Below are 13,420 nucleotides of genomic sequence, written 5' to 3'. Positions count from 1 at the left end.
TATAGCAGAATCTTCACATCGAGGCAAACTTTTCATTCTGCTTTGATTGAATTTTTTGACTATGTTCGCTAATTCAAATGAAATCAAATTTAACTCAGCCTTAACATCATACTCGTACATCGCAGGCTTGGGCTAGGTGAATCTCAGTCGGGGACATTTCACAGCGATAGGCTAGCACTTCAACGCCGGCTAACACAGCCATTTTCAGTAACTTAGCATATTCAGGGTCGATATGTGCTGCGGGGGCAACACTGAATATTTCACTGTGCTGCACCACAAATAGCAATACTGCTCTGTGGCCTTGACTCACCATGTGCATCAATTCACGTAAATGTTTTTGACCGCGTAAGCTCACAGCATCAGGAAAATAACCTTGGCCATCCTCGAGCAAAGTACAACTTTTGACTTCTATATAACAGGCGGGTTTTTGAGCACCCTGTAGCAGGATATCGATGCGACTATTTTCATCACCGTATTTGACTTCACGGCTGAGGCTATCATAACCCGTGAGTTCCTTGATGATACCTTTATTGATGGCTTCTTCGGCTAAGGTGTTCGCCTGACCCGAGTGGATCCCGATTAAGCCAGCATCTGGCGTGGTCATCAGTTCCCATGTATGGGCGTACTTACGTTTAGGGTTATCAGAGGTAGAAAACCATACGGTTTCACCGGGATACAGGCAATTACGCATAGAGCCGGTATTGGGGCAATGTAGGGTGATCTCACTGCCATCGCTTAGCTGCACATCGGCCAGAAAACGCTTATAGCGGCGCAATAAAATGCCCTGTTGTAGTGGCGGAGTAAATTCCATCGGTAGACCTATCTCGGCTGTTCTAGGTCGCAAAGCCTAGCAAATTTCGCAAATGTTTACAGATTTTACCTGAGTAACTTCAGCCAATCGCTTTGCGTCATCGCCTGCTAGCAGTAAACTGCCGCCATAAAGTTTGTTCTGATTGCTGATTGATTGTTCTGATTGATTATTCTAAAACGAATCGAAAAATAAGGATCCCTAATGAGTGAACTAAAAGTAACTGAATTGATGAAAGTGCAATTAACCAAAGAAGCACCCGCCGCGCACTGGGGCAAGGCTGATGTGACTTATACTGCCGACGGTGCGCAAATTCATTTAGCGGGTGGCGATGAGCTGCGTCAAATTCAAATGGCGGCCCGTAAACTGCGCAGTCAAGGCATTAGCAGTGTGGAATTAGCTGGGCAGTTTTGGGATCTCAATAGCCAATGGGTATTTGCCCAAGGTTTCGCGACGGCAAAACCAGGCTATCAAATCCATTGGTGTGGTGATGAGTCTGTGCAAGCAGAATTGCAACGTCGACTCGATGTGGCGACTTTTGCCCGTCAACTGATCAACGATACGCCTGAGAACCTGTCGCCAGTGAAACTCGCCCAGCAAGCCGCAAAATGGTTGGCTGAGGTTGGTGGCGACAAGGTGAGTTATCGGATTATCGAAGGTGAAGCGCTGCTTGAAGAACAGTGGATTGGTATCCATGCCGTCGGTCGCGGCAGTGAGCGTCCACCGGCAATGTTAGAGTTAGACTTCAACCCATTAGCCGCCGATGCACCTGTGTCTGTGGCGCTTGTGGGTAAAGGGATAACCTTTGATTCTGGCGGCTACAGCATCAAAGCTTCTGAAGGCATGTTAGGCATGAAATGCGATATGGGCGGCGCGGCGACTGTGACTGCAGCACTTGGTTTAGCGATCAAGTCTGGCCTCAACAAACGCGTTAAACTCTTTTTATGTTGTGCTGAAAACTTGATCAGCGGTCGCGCCTATAAGTTAGGTGATATTCTGACCTACAAAAATGGTGTAACAGTTGAAGTGGTGAACACAGATGCGGAAGGGCGCTTAGTGTTGGCCGATGGCCTACAAGCTGCATCTGCTACAGGCGCACCTTTTATTATCGATGCAGCGACCCTTACAGGCGCCGCTGTGATGGCGGTGGGTTCTAACTACAACGCGATTTTCTCGCCACAGGCGGATGTGTTGCAACTGGCCCAGCAAAAAGCCACTAGCGTTGCCGAGCGCGTATGGCCGCTGCCGCTGGATCCTTGGCACAAAGAAATGTGTCCATCTGCCTATGCTGACACCGCCAACAGCCGCGCAATGAAAGGCGGTGGTGCAGGTGGTGCTTCTAATGCTGCTGGTTTCTTATGGCGTTTCGTGTCACCCGAAGCTAAATGGTTACACGTTGATTTAGCGGGCGCTTTTGAAGATTCAGCTTCTGCCATGTGGGGCGCGGGTGCAACGACCCATGGCGTATTGACTATTAGTGAATTGATTAAAGGCTAAGCCTAGATTTAAGCCTAGCGCTAAGACTAAATCAGATATGTTAGCTAAAGATCCATTAAGGTTCTGTAGCTTTGATTAAACCGCCTACGGGCGGTTTTTTATTGGTTGAAAGATGAGATCACTCGTTTATTTGGCGTTTTAGCGGCTTCATGGCATGTTATGGCTGAGCATTTTTAATCGGGAAACATGATGATAACGATACGAAAAGCAACGAAAGCGGATGCTCAGGCCTGCTGGGATATCCGCAATGCTGCCATCAATAAAGGTTGCGCTGGATTTTATGATGCGGGCGATCTGATTATTTGGACCGAAGGCGAACTGACCGAGCAATTTAGTCGTATCGTCGATGCACATTTTTATGTGGCAGAGTTGTCCTCTGACGAGTCGCAGCTTAAGACTGTGGTCGGCACTGCCATGTTGGATGAACCCTATGCCCAGTTAGAAGCCTTGTTTGTTTCCCCCGATGCTATGGGGTTAGGTGTCGGTAAAGTGCTGCTGCAATTTATTGAAACTATGGCTTTTAATCAGGGGATTGCCCAGCTCAGATTAGAATCAACTTTAAATGCGGTGGATTTCTATCGCCACTGTGGTTTTGGTGGTGAGGGGTTAGAGGAGGAATCTATTTACTGTTCGCCCAGAGGCATAGCCTTAGAGTGCATGGTGATGTACAAGAATCTCGTGCGCAGAAAATCAGTTTAAAATGCATATTGGCTCAAGCACTGGTATGGAGTTAGCTATTCATCAGAGGTTGCTGACATACTAAAGGGAATCAATAGATCAAGCATGGATGCGGAATTAACTTATATAGTTTCGTTAAAAAGGTTGCTGACATACTCAAGGAAATCGACAGATCAAGTATGGATGTGGAATTAACTCTGAAGACTTAAAGTTACGTTAACAGGTTGCTGACATACTCAAGGAAATCAACAGATCAAGATGGGGGAATTAACTCCCAAGAGTATGCCAACTATCGTTCTTTCGCCTGAAATCCCGATGCCGACAAGATTAGCGCTAGTGGCTTAAATAAAACTTAATCCATTGCAAAAAAAGACTTTATTTCCTTAGCCTTTAGTCAAAATTGCCCACAAATCCTCAAGGTTTCAGTTCGCTTCTGGGGTATTAAGTTGCTGACGTTTTTCCATCAAATCTTTAATCAAAGGCGTGAGGATCAGCTCCATCGCCAGCGACATTTTGCCGCCGGGGACGACGAGTGTGTTGACCCGTGACATAAATGAACCTTGGATCATATTGAGGTAATAGGGGAAGTCGACATTATTGATACCGCGGAAGCGGATCACCACAAAGCTCTCATCTAAGCTCGGAATATCTTTGGCACTAAATGGGTTAGAGGTATCGACCGTCGGTACTCGCTGAAAGTTAATGTGAGTGCGGGAGAACTGTGGCGTCATGTGCTTAATATAGTCGTCCATACTGCGCACAATCGAGCCCATGACTTTTTCACGGCTGTGACCACGCTCCGAAGTATCGCGGATAATTTTTTGGATCCACTCTAAGTTGACTATGGGGACCATGCCGATCAGCAAGTCCACATGCTGGGCGACATTGGCATCACCAGTAACTACGCCGCCATGTAAGCCTTCGTAGTAGAGCATATCGGTATTTTCAGGTAGTGGTCGCCATTGGGTAAAAGTGCCGGGCATTTGGTTAAAAGGCACTGCCTCATCGAAGGTGTGTAAATAGCTGCGGGTTTCACCTTGGCCTGTGGTGCTGTAATCGCGAAAGCATTGTTCTAAACGAGCAAAGTTATTAGCCTCTGGGCCAAAATAGCTAAGATTGCGGTTTTCAGCTTGGGATTTGCGGATCATGACTTCCATTTCGGCGCGGGTAAAATGATGAAAACTGTCGCCTTCGACAAAGGCGGCGTTGATCCCGAGTTGGCGAAAAATATGGCTAAAGGCGGTGGTGGTGGTGGTGGTTCCCGCGCCTGATGAGCCTGTAACTGCAATAATGGGATGTTTTGCTGACATTTTTTCTACCTAGCTAGGAACCAAAAGAGCCGCTTATGGGTAAGCGATAAAAACGCGAGTACTATTTATACGGTACAGAGGTAGGACTGGTCAATCTTGCTGCTGTGCTATTTGTTCCGCTGAACGTATGGCGAAGGATTCATCGTCTTCACTGTACTCTAATTTCAACTTACCTTGCTTAAGTGCTTGTTGACATTGGACTATCGCCTGAGCAAGCTCCTGTTCATCGAGACTGGCAAAGCTGCCATCCTCCACTTGACCGAAGAGATATTCGCGGATCAGATTGGCGAGCGTTTCCTTGGGGAGTTGTAACAGGGTTTCATAGGGAATGAGCATCGGTGTTTCCTTGGGTAATATTGTCGCCGTTGATTGGGTCTGCAGTAAGCGAGTGAACACTTTGATCGCCTAGTAAAAAGTGTAAAATCCGTCGCTCAAGGTAGAAGCGCGGTTTCCAAGGTGTACCGCCTTCAATAAAGCCGACATGGCCGCCATAGGGATGCAGTTCGTATTCCACATATCCCGACAATTGACTTGATTGGGGGATCACTTCATCGGTCATAAAGGGATCGTCCTTAGCATGTATGATGAGCGTCGGTTTAGTTATGCGGCTGACAAAGGGTAAGCCACTGGCACGCGTATAGTAATCGTCTACGCCGTCAAAGCCGTGTAATGGCGCTGTGACTTTATCGTCAAAATCATAGAAGGTATTTAAACGGTCTACCTGTAACTGGCTTAGCGGCATAGAGATGGCTAAGTCGGGATCATTCAGTTTATGGCTGATTTTTTGCTGCAACTGTTTGATTAAATAGCTTTGATACACCTTCGAAAAGCCATTTTCCAAGCGTTTAGCACAGGCGGACAATTGCAGCGGCGCAGAGACAACCACTGCGCGAGCTAATAAACTGTCATCCTGATATTCGCCCTGATACTTAGTCAGTACATTGCCGCCTAAACTGTAACCTACGGCTAATAAGGGCGATTGCGGATACGCGCTTTTCAGTGTCGATAGACTAAACTGTAAATCGTCCGTGTCACCACTGTGATAACTGCGGGCGAGGCGATTGGCCTCACACGAACAACTTCTGTGATGGTGCACGACGGCTGCGAGTTGCTGTTCTTTACAGGCTTGCAGTATCCGCCTCGCATAATGGGACTGAGCACTCCCTTCTAAACCGTGGATGATCACCATGATCGGTTTGCCAGACTGTGGAACATCCTGCCAATCTAAATCGATAAAATCGCCATCGGGTAACTCTAAGCGCTGCCGCTGTAATGCTGGTTTGGCCACTTTAGTGAATACGGGTAAAATCGTTTGTATATGGGGACTCTTGGCCCACCAAGGTGGCATAAAGGAATTTGGCATAGATGTTTATCTTGGTATCGGCTATTGCTGAAAATTAAAACGTGTGTTTAATTTATACCCAAACCAACTCAAAATGCTGAAATTCGTATTTTGAGGTCGCTTGGGTATAAACTCGCGGCCATTGTAGCACAATTGTTTTTTATGCTGATATTTAGGCCGACATTTAGGTTGATAATTAGGAGATAGAGATGAAGCGACGAACCTTTATAGTGGGCGCGTTTGCCGGTACGGCGGCGTTAGCCTTAGGGGTTAATCTCTATTCTCCTGAGTTTAGTTTGCCCGAGGATAGCGAAGGCAAAGATTATCGTTTGTTGTTTAGCGTGCTTTTGCCTGTGATGCTCGACGGCGCCTTGCCTGATGTGGCCATCCATAAGTTGGCGGCGCAAAACCGCACTTTAGATGCCATCAAACAGTCGATTGCTGTGTTACCCGATGAGCAGCAGACCGAATTGTTTGAGCTGCTCGATATGCTCGAAAATCGTCTTGGTTTACTAGTACTCACCTCGAGCATGACACCGCTATTGATGCGCTCTCCCGCCGAGTTAACTGATATGTTAGAAACTTGGCGCCACAGTTATTTTGCTTTGTTACAAACGGCTTATCTCGGATTGCGCGAATTAGTGATGGCAAGTTACTACGCTTGTCCTGAGCACTGGAGCCGCTTGCATTATGCCAAGCCTGAACTGTTCAAATAGCGAGTCCATTTTTAACCTAATCAAACGCCGAATAATAAGCATCTTACCCGCGACAGTGGAGCACTCAAGTTGGCAATCATAGATCCTATAGTGAATGGTTTAAACTCTGGTTGGTTGCACACTGATGCGAGCCAATTGCAAGAAAACCAGCAGTTTGAAGCCGATGTGATTATTGTCGGTACAGGTGCTGGCGGCGGTGTGGCGGCTGAAATCCTCACCCAAGCAGGGCTGAGCGTGATCATGATTGAGGCGGGACCGCTAAAATCCTCCAGCGATTTTAATATGGAAGAGCGAGTTGCTTATCCCAACTTGTATCAACAAGCTGCGGCGATGAAAACCGCCGACAAGGCGATTGGAATTTTTCAGGGCCGCGCAGTCGGTGGCTCAACCACAGTTAACTGGACCACTTCAATCCGCACTCCGACCGAGGCGTTAGCTTTTTGGGCGCAACATAAATCGGTTGCTGGGCTTAATCGCGAGAGTTTAGATCCTTGGTTTGAGCAAATGGAACAACGGCTCAACATTCATGAATGGAATTATGAGCCTAATCGCAATAATGCCGCCCTGAAGCAAGGTTGTATCAATCTTGGCTGGGAATACACAGTCATTAAACGCAATGTGGCGGGTTGCTGGAATACTGGCTATTGCGGCATGGGTTGTCCGGTCAATGCGAAGCAATCTATGTTAGTCACTACTATTCCCGCGGCACTTGAGAAAGGCGCGCAGCTGATCAGCCGCGCTAAAGTGACTAAGATTGAGCACCATAATGGCCAAGTGTTTGCGTTAAAGGCGCAGGCGTTGGATGTGAATTTACGACCCACTGACGTTGAGCTGTTATTTAAGGCTAAACATTATATCTTGAGTGCGGGTGCTATCCATACACCGACGATTTTGATGCGTTCGCAAGTGCCCGATCCCCACCAACTTTTGGGTAAACGCACCTTTTTACATCCTACTTTGTTATCCGGCGGCGTATTTGCCGATTCGATCAATGGCCATAGCGGTGCGCCGCAATCTATCTATTCCGATGAGTTTGTATGGAACAATGGCGCCGATGGTGAGTTGGGTTATAAACTCGAAGTGCCGCCGGTGCATCCGATTTTAATCGCCTCTAAAACTTTAGGTTATGGTACGAGTCATGCTGAGTTAATGTCACAATTCAATCAGTTACAAGTAACTATCGCTTTGATCCGCGATGGCTATCATCCCGACAGTCAAGGCGGTGAAGTACACTTAACGGATAAGGGCTTTGCTTTAGATTATCCGTTGACCGATGCTTTTTGGCAGGCCGCGAGACGCGCTTTTGCTAGTATGGCGGAGTTACAATTCTCGGCTGGCGCCTTAAAAGTGTTGCCGATCAGCGATGGCATGCCTTACTTATCCTCGTGGAAAGACGCCAAAGAAAGCATTGCGCAGATGTCACTCGCGCCACTGCGCACTATCGTTGCATCGGCCCATGTGATGGGCGGTTGTCCCTTCGGCGAAGATGAAAAGCTTTCTATGGTCAACAGTTATGGTCAGTCGCACTATTTAGAAAATTTATCTGTAATGGATGGCTCTATCTTCCCGACCAGCCTTGGCGCTAATCCGCAGCTGTCGATTTATGGCATCACGGCGCGTAATGCCACCGCACTCGCACAGAAGCTCACTGACGGTAAAGCCTGATGTTATCTTATCAAAATGCAGCTTAGCTTGATAAAGCTTGATGGGGTGTGAATGTCTGAAAACATATTACGGGAAGGTGGTTGCTTATGCGGCGCGATTCGTTATCAGATTGAAGGTGAACCCTTTGATGCGGATTATTGCCACTGCCGTTCATGCCAAAAAAGCACGGGATCTGCATTTGGGGCTTGGATGGATTTTAAACTCAGCCAAGTGATTTGGCTTAAAGGTCAGGTGACTGAGTTTGCATCGTCCGAGTTTATTCGCCGTGGATTTTGTGACCAATGCGGTACATCGTTAACTTACCGACATACTCAATATCCCGATTATTTGACCTTGAGCATAGCGAGTCTGGACGATGCTAACCAAGTTCAGCCTAAGTACCATATTTATACTGAGAGTCAGCTGAACTGGTTGGTGATCAAGGATGACTGTGAACGCTATCCGCAAGCACGTAGCCGTTAGCGATTTGATGATTACTGCGTTGATTTGATTGAGCTCGATCTAACTTGGCTGTGCTTGATTTAACGTGATTTGGTTAGATCAGGGCGCGATTAAGCCGATTTCGTTGGCGTCTATTTCACTGAGTCCAAACAGGCTTAAGTAGCTCACGAGATTTGTCGTTTGGCCGTTTGGGCTGAGTTCATTGAGTTTATTTAAGATGGTTCGTTGCGCTTTACGTTCCATCATCAGCTCAACGGCGAGCATCTGCTGATACTCTTGTTCATTCAGGCTGGACTTAGCGAGTTTACGTAATTTGCGGTAGGGCATGAGAAATCTTTCATCCCATTCACCTACTGCATTCATCAGTGTTTGCCATTGGTCTGTGCTGTATTGCTGCGGCCCAGACACATCCATAGTGATATCTAAATATTGCGCCAGTAGCAGTAGATTGACGTTCACCTGACAGCTATTTTGCAATTCGAGGCAGAGCGCTTTGTTTTGCGCATAGCTCATATCACACCATTGCCAGAGTTGACTGTCGAACTGGGTTAAAACCGCCATACTATTTCCTTGTATTGCCGCTGCTACTGACTTTTATGTAAAAGAACGCTGGAGTTATTGTTGCTCCATGACCTCTTGCTCCATTGCATCTATCTCTTCTTGCAACTCGAGCCATTGCATTTCACTGTCTTCTAAGGTTTGCGTCAAGCTCGTTCGCTCGGTTAATACCGAGGTTAGCTTGGCTTTGTTATCTTGATCATACAATTCGCTATCGGCCAGCAAGTGCTCTAGCTCGGCGAGGCGTTCGCTCAGCTTTTGTTGCTCGGTTTCTAACTTAGTTTGTTTGCGCTTGAGCGGCGATACCTTTTGGCGGATCTCGGCCTCGAGGCGTTTCTGTATCTTCTTATCGGCCGCAGGTTTGATCTCGTCACTGGTGCTGTTTTGATTCGAGTTGGCTTTCGCCGCATCGAGCAACCATTGGTGATAATCGTCTAAGTCGCCGTCGAAGGCGCGTACTTCACCTTGATCCACCAGATAGTAATCGCTACAGGTTAATCGTAGTAAATGCCTATCATGCGAGACGACAACCATAGCGCCTTCAAAGGTTTGCAATGCCATTGTCAGGGCGTGGCGCATCTCTAAGTCTAAATGGTTGGTGGGTTCATCGAGCAGCAATAGGTTAGGGCGTTGCCAAACTAATAGCGCCAGTACTAAACGGGCTTTCTCGCCGCCAGAAAAGGGTCGTACAGGTGAGAGCGCCATATCGCCATTAAAGCCAAAACCGCCTAAGAAGTTACGCAACTCTTGCTCTCTGGCATTGGGTGCCAGACGTACTAAATGCTGCATCGGCGTGTCGTCGAGGCGTAAAAATTCGATTTGGTGCTGTGCAAAGTAGCCGATATTGACGCCAGGATTAGGTTCATACAAACCTGTCATTGGCGATAATTGGCCCGATAACAGCTTGATTAATGTCGATTTACCTGCACCGTTACGGCCGAGTAAACCAATGCGCGCACCCGGCACTAAGTTTAAATGCACCTTGCTAAGGATTGGCTTATCGCTATAACCGATCGCGACTTGCTCCATCTTAATCAGCGGATTGGGTAGGGCTTCTGGAGCACGAAACTCCATATAAAAGGGGCTATCGGCTTGAGACGGCAACAACTCAGTCATGCGCTCTAGTGCCTTTAAGCGGCTCTGCGCTTGTTTGGCTTTACTTGCCTTGTAACGGAAGCGGTCAACGAAGGACTGCATGTGCGCACGTTCTTTTTGTTGACGTTCGAAGGCAACCTGTTGCTGCGACATACGTTCGGCACGAATGCGCTCAAAGGCACTGTAATTGCCTTTGTAGAAATTGAGTTTTTGATTTTCAACGTGGACGATTTCATCAACGATTTCATCGATAAAGTCCCTATCATGGCTGATTAAAATCAGCGTGCCTTGATAGGACTTAATCCAACCTTCGAGCCAGTACATGGTATCTAAGTCCAAGTGGTTGGTCGGTTCGTCGAGGAGTAATAAGTCAGAGCGGCACAGTAGCGCTTGGGCTAAGTTGAGGCGCATACGCCAACCACCCGAAAAGCTTTTGACTGGATTGCTTTGCTCGGCTTCACTAAAGCCCAGACCCGCTAACAATGAACCCGCGCGCGAATGAATCGCATAACCACCGATAGCGTCGATTTTGCCGTGTAAGAGTGCGATGGCATTGCCGTCGTTATCTTCTTGGGCCTTGTGTAATAGGGCTTCTAATTGACGATATTCGCTATCGCCATCGATCACATATTCCAGTGCCGAGACGTCGAGCGCAGGGGTTTCTTGGGCCACAGTGGCAATTTGCCAGCCAGAAGGCAGACTAAATTCACCTTTATCTAGGCTTAAGTGACCTAAAATTAATGCGAGCAGTGAGGATTTGCCTGTGCCGTTAGCACCGACTAAACCGACCTTATGGCCGGGATAAATCGTGAGAGAGGTCTCATCTAGCAGGGTTTTGCTGCCACGGATTAATTGCGCTTGGTTGATGCTGATCATTAACTACAACTTGGTTAGAACGTAAATTCGTCAGGGCACAGATAATAGCGTACAACCCAGTTTCAAACCACAGCCTGACCCGATAACTCGGACAATTATTCGACTTTTCAGGACGATCTTCAGTGAATCGCATCACATCGACCTAAGGCCTCATACTTTCAGGTAACACTGGCATTCAATCATCAGTGTGGCAAAATAGCGGCAATTTCTTCGGCCGAGTCCCTTGGCCCTGCTATCTGGTCCTTTATCTATTATGACAAACACTAAAATCAAAAAGCGTTTCGTAGCCGGTGCTAAGTGCCCAAAATGTAGCGCCAAAGACAGCATTTTACTCTACAAGGAAAACGGCATCGAAACCGTTGAATGCACAGAGTGTGATTACCGTGAACAGCAAACCGATGAAAAGGTCACAGAAAAAGCCACCGGTGCTGTGATCGGCGTGTTTAAACCGGATTAGGTTGAAGATTTAATTCAATTGGGTTGCTTCGGCTGAGGACGCCCTGTCCTATGTCTTATTTTTCCGTTTGTAGCTTTGCGAGTAAAAGGTGCGCAAATCATTAACCACTCGCAATTAGCTCAAGTTCATTGAAACGGTCTGAGTTAGATATCAGAAATGGTAGCCTAAGCATTGGGTACGGTTATGACCGCTTACCTTAAACATCACAAGACTTTTACCATAAAGAATTTACTGCCGGTTTCTGGGTAGGCTTGTTGTATCCACTGCACGCGATAGTCGTGGCGCTCATAAAAGGGCTTAGCTTGAAAATCTAAGGTATCGAGTAGGGCAAATTGGCAGCCGCGTTCTTTTGCTTGGCTTTCTGCGGCTAACAATAAGTGCGTGCCTATACTTTGGAGTCTTAAAGAATCATCGACCCACAGATAATCGATTAACAACCAATTGCCGAAGGTTTTGCCGCTTATTCCCGCTAACAGTTTACCTTCGGTATCTTGTAATTTGAGGCCGAGATTTTTACGGCTAAGCCCCTGCCATTGGACTTGGTTGAACTCGACAATTTTTTGTTTTATAGCGTCGGCGAACTCGGTTGATTCATCGTTAATTAAGCTTAAATTCATCGTCACTTCTCGTTTGATTTTTTATGATGTTAGCTCTGAATATCTAGGCTGATAGGCATTGGTATGCCGCCAAGGATTAGGGTAAACTAGCGCCTTTGTCACTGGCCATAAGTATCGTAATGGAAACTTTTTACAGTCTATATCCTGCGGTTAAACATCTGCATTTTACCTTTATCGCGTTGAGCGTGTTACTGCTTACCGTGCGCTTTGTCCTGCATCTGCGCCAATCGGCTCTGATGGAGAAGAAGCTGCTCAAGATAGCGCCCCATGTTATCGACACTTTCCTACTGCTGTCGGGCTTAACTTTGTGTTTTATGATCCAGCAATTTCCTTTTGTGGATCCTTGGATGACCGAAAAAATCGGTGCTGTAGTTGCTTACATTGTCCTAGGCGCCATTGCCATAAAAGCGAACAGAAACAAATTGTTCAAAGTGTTTGCTTACTTAGGCGCGATAGGTTGGTTGGTTTATGCTGCTAAATTGGCTCATTTTAAACAAGCGGTATTATTGGGTTAATGGGTAACTACACTCTGCAAGATGGCATTTCATTGCCCGAGTCGGCATTGGATGTAGGTGCGCACCTTGGATTTTCTAAACTTGAAGCCGCTAAATGGGCTTGGTTTGAAATGGCGGGAGCCGTATTAACTCATTACTTGGTTGATCAACAACAGCGTTTTAATGCGCTGTTGCATTGGTTTTACGAGGATTTAGGTTTTTGTGTTCGTGAGAACTACTTCAGTACCGAGGCGGCAGATTTAGGTACTTGCTTAATTAGTCGCCAAGGTAATAGTACTACGCTGGCGACGGTATTGATGTTGCTTGCGAAGCAGTTAGATCTTGAATTCGAACCCATATTGCTACCTGGCAATACGGTGCTGCGTTGTAAGATTGACGGTGAAGTGAGTTATTTGGATCCTTTAACGGGCAAGGAACTCACCCGTCACCAGTTGCACGTGTTAGTGCGCGGCGAGTTAGGTAATGCTGCTGAGCTTAAGGCAAGTTACTTAAAGCCTGCAACGGTGAAAAAACTGCTGACGCGTATGCTGCATGAGCTTAAGGCGGGTTGCATAGTGTCGCATCAATTTGAGGCAGCGATGGAGTGTTGCAGTCTGCTGTTGCAATGGCATGTTGACGATGTACATTTGAATCGTGAGCGGGCATTTATTGCACAGCAGTTGGGTTGTATTAATGTGGCCGCCGCCGATCTGCAGCATTTTGTTGATAATAGTCCTCACGATCCCGTGATCGAGATAGTGAAGATGCAGCTCAAAGAATTAAACGAACACGCCGAGGTTTATCACTAAAGCAGAGCCTTTCGGGGCTCTTCTTATTTATTCAACTTTTATTAACGAATTCAATCC

15 protein-coding genes are annotated in these 13,420 nt (G+C 46.9%); 8 read left to right on the top strand and 7 right to left on the bottom strand.

Annotated features, from left to right (window positions below; genetic code table 11):
- Nucleotides 1–106 precede the first annotated feature (106 nt).
- Nucleotides 107–811 carry a DNA/RNA nuclease SfsA gene (sfsA, locus tag L5M51_RS10170; protein ID WP_263172550.1) on the bottom strand — a complete coding sequence of 235 codons (705 nt, stop codon included), beginning with the start codon at nucleotides 809–811 and terminating at the stop codon, nucleotides 107–109.
- 201 nt (nucleotides 812–1,012) lie between these two features.
- Between sfsA and pepB the strand changes: the two genes are divergently transcribed.
- Nucleotides 1,013–2,305: an aminopeptidase PepB gene (gene pepB, locus L5M51_RS10165; RefSeq protein ID WP_113939740.1), complete on the top strand. Its 1,293-nt coding sequence runs from the start codon at nucleotides 1,013–1,015 to the stop codon at nucleotides 2,303–2,305.
- A gap of 189 nt (nucleotides 2,306–2,494) precedes the next feature.
- Nucleotides 2,495–3,004, top strand: a complete 510-nt coding sequence (locus tag L5M51_RS10160; protein WP_263172547.1) for a GNAT family N-acetyltransferase — start codon at nucleotides 2,495–2,497, stop codon at nucleotides 3,002–3,004.
- Nucleotides 3,005–3,405: 401 nt separating this feature from the next.
- Here the strand turns inward: L5M51_RS10160 and L5M51_RS10155 are convergent, their stop codons facing one another.
- From L5M51_RS10155 to L5M51_RS10145, 3 genes are all read right to left on the bottom strand, one after another.
- Nucleotides 3,406–4,293 (bottom strand): phosphoribulokinase, encoded by an 888-nt coding sequence (locus tag L5M51_RS10155; RefSeq protein ID WP_011847692.1) that lies wholly within the window; start codon nucleotides 4,291–4,293, stop codon nucleotides 3,406–3,408.
- A gap of 90 nt (nucleotides 4,294–4,383) precedes the next feature.
- Nucleotides 4,384–4,629 (bottom strand): YheU family protein, encoded by a 246-nt coding sequence (locus L5M51_RS10150; RefSeq protein ID WP_263172545.1) that lies wholly within the window; start codon nucleotides 4,627–4,629, stop codon nucleotides 4,384–4,386.
- Complete coding sequence (locus tag L5M51_RS10145) at nucleotides 4,613–5,656, bottom strand: hydrolase (protein WP_263172544.1); 1,044 nt, start codon at nucleotides 5,654–5,656, stop codon at nucleotides 4,613–4,615. The genes L5M51_RS10150 and L5M51_RS10145 overlap by 17 nt, the downstream gene beginning before the upstream one ends.
- A gap of 188 nt (nucleotides 5,657–5,844) precedes the next feature.
- Here L5M51_RS10145 and L5M51_RS10140 point away from each other — a divergent pair, with 188 nt between their 5' ends.
- The 3 genes from L5M51_RS10140 (at nucleotide 5,845) to L5M51_RS10130 (ending at nucleotide 8,478) form a co-directional block, all read left to right on the top strand.
- On the top strand, nucleotides 5,845–6,351 hold the full coding sequence (locus L5M51_RS10140; protein WP_263145337.1) for a TAT leader-containing periplasmic protein: 507 nt from the start codon (nucleotides 5,845–5,847) through the stop codon (nucleotides 6,349–6,351).
- A gap of 69 nt (nucleotides 6,352–6,420) precedes the next feature.
- Complete coding sequence (locus L5M51_RS10135) at nucleotides 6,421–8,016, top strand: GMC family oxidoreductase (RefSeq protein ID WP_263145336.1); 1,596 nt, start codon at nucleotides 6,421–6,423, stop codon at nucleotides 8,014–8,016.
- A 51-nt stretch (nucleotides 8,017–8,067) separates the two neighbouring features.
- Nucleotides 8,068–8,478 (top strand): GFA family protein, encoded by a 411-nt coding sequence (locus tag L5M51_RS10130; protein WP_263145334.1) that lies wholly within the window; start codon nucleotides 8,068–8,070, stop codon nucleotides 8,476–8,478.
- A gap of 78 nt (nucleotides 8,479–8,556) precedes the next feature.
- Here the strand turns inward: L5M51_RS10130 and L5M51_RS10125 are convergent, their stop codons facing one another.
- Nucleotides 8,557–9,018 (bottom strand): TIGR02444 family protein, encoded by a 462-nt coding sequence (locus L5M51_RS10125; protein ID WP_263145332.1) that lies wholly within the window; start codon nucleotides 9,016–9,018, stop codon nucleotides 8,557–8,559.
- A 54-nt stretch (nucleotides 9,019–9,072) separates the two neighbouring features.
- On the bottom strand, nucleotides 9,073–10,986 hold the full coding sequence (locus tag L5M51_RS10120; protein WP_263145330.1) for an ABC transporter ATP-binding protein: 1,914 nt from the start codon (nucleotides 10,984–10,986) through the stop codon (nucleotides 9,073–9,075).
- A gap of 253 nt (nucleotides 10,987–11,239) precedes the next feature.
- Between L5M51_RS10120 and L5M51_RS10115 the strand changes: the two genes are divergently transcribed.
- Nucleotides 11,240–11,443, top strand: coding sequence for a YheV family putative zinc ribbon protein (locus tag L5M51_RS10115; protein WP_012088350.1), 204 nt, complete (start codon nucleotides 11,240–11,242; stop codon nucleotides 11,441–11,443).
- A 203-nt stretch (nucleotides 11,444–11,646) separates the two neighbouring features.
- On the opposite strand, the gene L5M51_RS10110 is transcribed toward L5M51_RS10115, so the two are convergent.
- Nucleotides 11,647–12,060 (bottom strand): GNAT family N-acetyltransferase, encoded by a 414-nt coding sequence (locus L5M51_RS10110; RefSeq protein ID WP_113939757.1) that lies wholly within the window; start codon nucleotides 12,058–12,060, stop codon nucleotides 11,647–11,649.
- A gap of 119 nt (nucleotides 12,061–12,179) precedes the next feature.
- On the opposite strand from L5M51_RS10110, the gene L5M51_RS10105 reads away from it, so the two are divergent.
- Entirely contained in the window at nucleotides 12,180–12,575 is a 396-nt protein-coding gene (locus L5M51_RS10105; RefSeq protein WP_006080263.1) for a SirB2 family protein, read from the top strand.
- Nucleotides 12,575–13,363 carry a SirB1 family protein gene (locus L5M51_RS10100; protein WP_263172542.1) on the top strand — a complete coding sequence of 263 codons (789 nt, stop codon included), beginning with the start codon at nucleotides 12,575–12,577 and terminating at the stop codon, nucleotides 13,361–13,363. Before L5M51_RS10105 ends, L5M51_RS10100 begins: the two co-directional genes overlap by 1 nt.
- The last annotated feature ends 57 nt before the right edge of the window (nucleotides 13,364–13,420 follow it).

This window comes from Shewanella sp. SM73 (assembly GCF_025653795.1).
Taxonomy (GTDB): domain Bacteria; phylum Pseudomonadota; class Gammaproteobacteria; order Enterobacterales; family Shewanellaceae; genus Shewanella; species Shewanella oncorhynchi.
This window is presented reverse-complemented; position numbering and strand designations above follow the sequence as displayed.

Excerpts from the sequence above, each read along its gene's own strand:
- L5M51_RS10110 (WP_113939757.1), bottom strand. The coding sequence starts at position 12,060 with ATGAATTTAAGCTTAATTAACGATGAATCAACCGAGTTCGCCGACGCT.
- L5M51_RS10100 (WP_263172542.1), top strand. The coding sequence starts at position 12,575 with ATGGGTAACTACACTCTGCAAGATGGCATTTCATTGCCCGAGTCGGCA.
- L5M51_RS10160 (WP_263172547.1), top strand. The coding sequence starts at position 2,495 with ATGATAACGATACGAAAAGCAACGAAAGCGGATGCTCAGGCCTGCTGG.
- L5M51_RS10145 (WP_263172544.1), bottom strand. The coding sequence starts at position 5,656 with ATGCCAAATTCCTTTATGCCACCTTGGTGGGCCAAGAGTCCCCATATA.
- L5M51_RS10125 (WP_263145332.1), bottom strand. The coding sequence starts at position 9,018 with ATGGCGGTTTTAACCCAGTTCGACAGTCAACTCTGGCAATGGTGTGAT.
- L5M51_RS10140 (WP_263145337.1), top strand. The coding sequence starts at position 5,845 with ATGAAGCGACGAACCTTTATAGTGGGCGCGTTTGCCGGTACGGCGGCG.
- L5M51_RS10115 (WP_012088350.1), top strand. The coding sequence starts at position 11,240 with ATGACAAACACTAAAATCAAAAAGCGTTTCGTAGCCGGTGCTAAGTGC.
- pepB (WP_113939740.1), top strand. The coding sequence starts at position 1,013 with ATGAGTGAACTAAAAGTAACTGAATTGATGAAAGTGCAATTAACCAAA.
- L5M51_RS10105 (WP_006080263.1), top strand. The coding sequence starts at position 12,180 with ATGGAAACTTTTTACAGTCTATATCCTGCGGTTAAACATCTGCATTTT.
- L5M51_RS10130 (WP_263145334.1), top strand. The coding sequence starts at position 8,068 with ATGTCTGAAAACATATTACGGGAAGGTGGTTGCTTATGCGGCGCGATT.
- L5M51_RS10155 (WP_011847692.1), bottom strand. The coding sequence starts at position 4,293 with ATGTCAGCAAAACATCCCATTATTGCAGTTACAGGCTCATCAGGCGCG.
- sfsA (WP_263172550.1), bottom strand. The coding sequence starts at position 811 with ATGGAATTTACTCCGCCACTACAACAGGGCATTTTATTGCGCCGCTAT.
- L5M51_RS10120 (WP_263145330.1), bottom strand. The coding sequence starts at position 10,986 with ATGATCAGCATCAACCAAGCGCAATTAATCCGTGGCAGCAAAACCCTG.
- L5M51_RS10150 (WP_263172545.1), bottom strand. The coding sequence starts at position 4,629 with ATGCTCATTCCCTATGAAACCCTGTTACAACTCCCCAAGGAAACGCTC.